Below are 3,456 nucleotides of genomic sequence, written 5' to 3'. Positions count from 1 at the left end.
GGGTGGCACTATGAATGTATATCTTGATGGAAAATTTGTAAATTCATTTTCAATTACTAAAAATTATGTACTAAAGGATGCTTTAAAAGTAGCGTTGGGTGTGGATGAAAGCCTTTCGGTAGCACGCAAATTAGTGAGTAAAAAGACGGAGTATAAGGGGCTGGTGAATAAAACCAGGTATGTTGAATATGTGTATGCAATAAGACTTGCAAACGGAAAAAAGCATGATGTGACAGTTGCTGTCCAGGATACTGTTTTTGTATCGCACAATGAAAAGATTGTGGTTACCATCAAAAATAAAAACAGTATTGGGGCAGTCATTGACAATGAAGGGAAGGCAACCTGGCAGGTACAGCTTGCCCCCAATCAGAAAAAAGAATTAATGATACATTTTGCAGTAGAATTCCCTGAAAATGTACAGATAACTGGATTGGAGTAGCGACACTTGAAAAAACAGCTGAAGCTATTATTAACCATTGCAGACAAATTTCGTGATGAAAGGATTGAACCGTCCTGTATATATGCAGGAACATGCGGTGGGTGTGCCCTACAGCATTTTACGTATGATACACAGCTTGCAATCAAGAAAGAATACTGTAATGCACTGCTGAATGATGTTGTACAGGTAGATGCGGTTGAACCTTCTTTGGCCCTGGGGTACCGTAACAGAATGGATTATGTGACAGCATTTGGGAAAATAGGCCTGCGTAGGCGTGGGAGTTTTAAACATGTAGTTGATCTGCATGATTGTCTCCTGTTGCAGGATAAAAGCAGGCGTGTATTTGCTGCACTGCGTAAAAAATGTGTGTGTATTGAAGATTATGATTACCTTACTCATAAAGGGTATTTGCGGTATGTGGTGTTGCGCCAGGGTTATAATACAGGGCAGGTGATGGTAAACTTTGTTGTGGCACGTGAAGAAAACAACCTGCGTGCAGTAATTGATGCTTTCTATGATGCAGTTGATTCAATTTCGGTTATTATAAGCGGTGGGCTTGCTGATGTAAGTTATGGCAAAGTGTTTGATGATATTAAACAGGGGTATATTGAAGAAACGCTCGATGGTATCAGGTATAGAATAACACCCAATTCATTTTTTCAGGCAAACACATGCATTACTCAGTTAATGTACAGGGAGATAGCAAAGAATATATATGGAAAGGTGCTTGATATGTACTGTGGTGTGGGAAGCATAAGCCTTTTTATTGCTGCACAGGCAGAAACAGTCACAGGTGTTGAACTAAACCAAGAAGCTGTTGCTGCAGCAAGGGTAAATGCCAATATAAATAACATTGAAAATGTATCGTTTGTGCTTGGTGATGCATGTGAGTATCTTTGCAGCAATTCCCTGCACTATGATGTGGTGATAGTTGACCCGCCACGCACAGGGCTTGGATCAAAGGTGGTGACAAAACTATTGCAATCAAGAATTGGCAGGATTGTGTATATGTCATGTAATCCTGCAACCTTTGCACAGGATGCCGCAGCACTTTTAGATGCGTATACACTGCGATGGTGCAAAGCTTATGATATGTTCCCCCAAACACCGCACATGGAACTACTTGCAGTATTTGATAGAAAATGACAATGAACTACAGTAATTCACCAAAAGCCATTCAACGTAGGGTTTTTCAGCATGTGATACAAAAGCCACATACGTTCTTTGCGGTGGTGCAGCCGGGGTTTGAGCAGATAGCGTATCAAGAGCTATCACTTCTTGGAATACACAACTGTGCAGTAATAAAAGGTGGCATTACATTCAGAGGTGGATTGGAACAATGTTTTGCTGTTAATTATTATTCACGAGTTGTAACACGGGTGTTGATGCGGTTGACACATTTCAGAGCATATCATTTTAATGAAATCTATCGCACACTAAAAGAATTTCCATGGGAATTGTATATAAGTAATGGTGTCACTGTTGATATTGAAGTTAGTGTGCACAAATCAAAACTGCACCATACACAGCGCATCGCTGAAGAGGTAAAGAAAGCAATACTAAAGCGCCTTGGCATGTTTGCAATGCAGTGCAATGTTAGTGATACATTGCAGAAAATATTTATACGTTTTGATCATGACGAGTGCATGGTGAGTCTTGATTCAAGTGGGCAGCCGCTGTACAAGCGCGGATACAAGCAGTACATAAGTGAGGCACCTCTGCGAGAGACTACCGCAGCGGCGTTGCTTTTTGCATGCAATGCCAGTGAATATGATACCATTATTGACCCAATGTGTGGTAGTGGAACATTCCCCATAGAGGCATGGTGCATGGTCAATGGATATCCGCCTGGAGCTAACCGTACGTTTGCGTTTATGCACTGGCCATCATTCAGAAAGCAGTTATTCAAAACAGCTATGCGCAGTGTAACAGGCAAACAAAAAGAGGTTGTGATACTGGCAGGCGATAGTAATCCTGAAATGGTGGCTATTACAAAGCAAAACAGCAGTACTGTTGGAGCTATGATAGATACATACATTGGGGATTTCTTAAAAGATAAAAAAGAGATAGGTGGCAGCAAGGTGCTCTGCATAGTTAACCCTCCGTATGGGAAGCGCATTGCTACTGGGAATGAAGTTGCGATGTATACACGCCTTGCTCATATTTTTAAACAATGGTACCCACAATGGAGTTTTTGTGTGGTAATCCCTTCAAGATTAAGGGATGTATTTAATGTGCCAGTGAGTAGACAAATACATTTTACTCATGGAGGGATAAAGGTTACCGCCATGATTGCACTACGAGGGCAATAGCAACCGCAATCTTTGCCAGGGCAACTTTTATTGTTGAAAAGGCCTCTGTTATTGTTACGCGCAGGTAGTTACTGTAGTCCTTGATTGATACTATTTTATCAGCAATAGTTACAATCCAAGATTCGGGATAACGAGGAGGAAGTGGAGTAAGAGGCCACATATGACGCAGTATGCTGTCCATCTCTTTTTTGGAGAGTATAAAATATTTTAGCGAATTGTTGAGTGCAATGCGAGGATGTCTGAATCCATGAAGACGGGGACCACCGGTGCGCCAGTTGTACATGAAAAAATCGTGCAGCAATGCACCACGGGTTGCTGCAACATAGTCCAATTTTAATAAGGAAGCCAGTCTATATGCAAGCTGTGCAACTTCTAGTGTGTGCTGATAGCATGTTGTTGTGCCGTGATGTATATAATTTTGTAATGACTTGAAATCTTCATTATTGAGTATGTCCTGTACAAATGGCAATGATAATAGTACTTCAGTCTTCATAGTGCTCCTTTAAAAAGGCTATTGTTTATTAGTTGCTTTAGGGTTACTTATGCTTTCTATCAGAGCAGTATATCTCTTTTTTAAAGATTTAATAATTTTATTGGATTGAATAGATTTTATACTAAAAAAATTTTTTTTATGTCCTAACGCAGTATCTACAAAAAAACGAAATGTAAGCAATGCATCGTTTTGAAGTTTAATAAACGATAAAC

General features: G+C 40.2%; 5 protein-coding genes. 3 read left to right on the top strand and 2 right to left on the bottom strand.

Going from position 1 to position 3,456, the window contains the following annotated elements:
• From N3F66_14765 to N3F66_14755, 3 genes are all read left to right on the top strand, one after another.
• Positions 1 to 439, top strand: a 439-nt coding sequence (locus N3F66_14765) for a DUF4139 domain-containing protein (GenBank protein ID MCX8125408.1), incomplete at its 5' end; no start/stop codon positions are given.
• A gap of 6 nt (positions 440 to 445) precedes the next feature.
• Positions 446 to 1,585, top strand: coding sequence for a 23S rRNA (uracil(1939)-C(5))-methyltransferase RlmD (rlmD, locus tag N3F66_14760; GenBank protein ID MCX8125407.1), 1,140 nt, complete (start codon positions 446 to 448; stop codon positions 1,583 to 1,585).
• Positions 1,586 to 1,587: 2 nt separating this feature from the next.
• Positions 1,588 to 2,751, top strand: coding sequence for a THUMP domain-containing protein (locus tag N3F66_14755; GenBank protein ID MCX8125406.1), 1,164 nt, complete (start codon positions 1,588 to 1,590; stop codon positions 2,749 to 2,751).
• Here the strand turns inward: N3F66_14755 and N3F66_14750 are convergent.
• Positions 2,720 to 3,244, bottom strand: coding sequence for an HDIG domain-containing protein (locus N3F66_14750; protein MCX8125405.1), 525 nt, complete (start codon positions 3,242 to 3,244; stop codon positions 2,720 to 2,722). The two genes, N3F66_14755 and N3F66_14750, sit on opposite strands and share 32 nt — an antisense overlap.
• An 18-nt stretch (positions 3,245 to 3,262) precedes the next feature.
• Positions 3,263 to 3,456, bottom strand: a 194-nt coding sequence (locus tag N3F66_14745) for a hypothetical protein (GenBank protein ID MCX8125404.1), incomplete at its 5' end; no start/stop codon positions are given.

It is taken from the genome of Spirochaetota bacterium, assembly GCA_026414805.1.
In the GTDB taxonomy this organism is placed as follows: Bacteria; Spirochaetota; UBA4802; order UBA4802; family UB4802; genus UBA4802.
Note: the sequence above shows the minus strand (reverse complement) of the source record. Positions and strands in the feature narration are given on the sequence as shown.

What these genes read in the sequence shown, in the direction of transcription:
- N3F66_14750 (MCX8125405.1), bottom strand. Translation starts at nt 3,244, where the DNA reads ATGAAGACTGAAGTACTATTATCATTGCCATTTGTACAGGACATACTC.
- N3F66_14755 (MCX8125406.1), top strand. Translation starts at nt 1,588, where the DNA reads ATGAACTACAGTAATTCACCAAAAGCCATTCAACGTAGGGTTTTTCAG.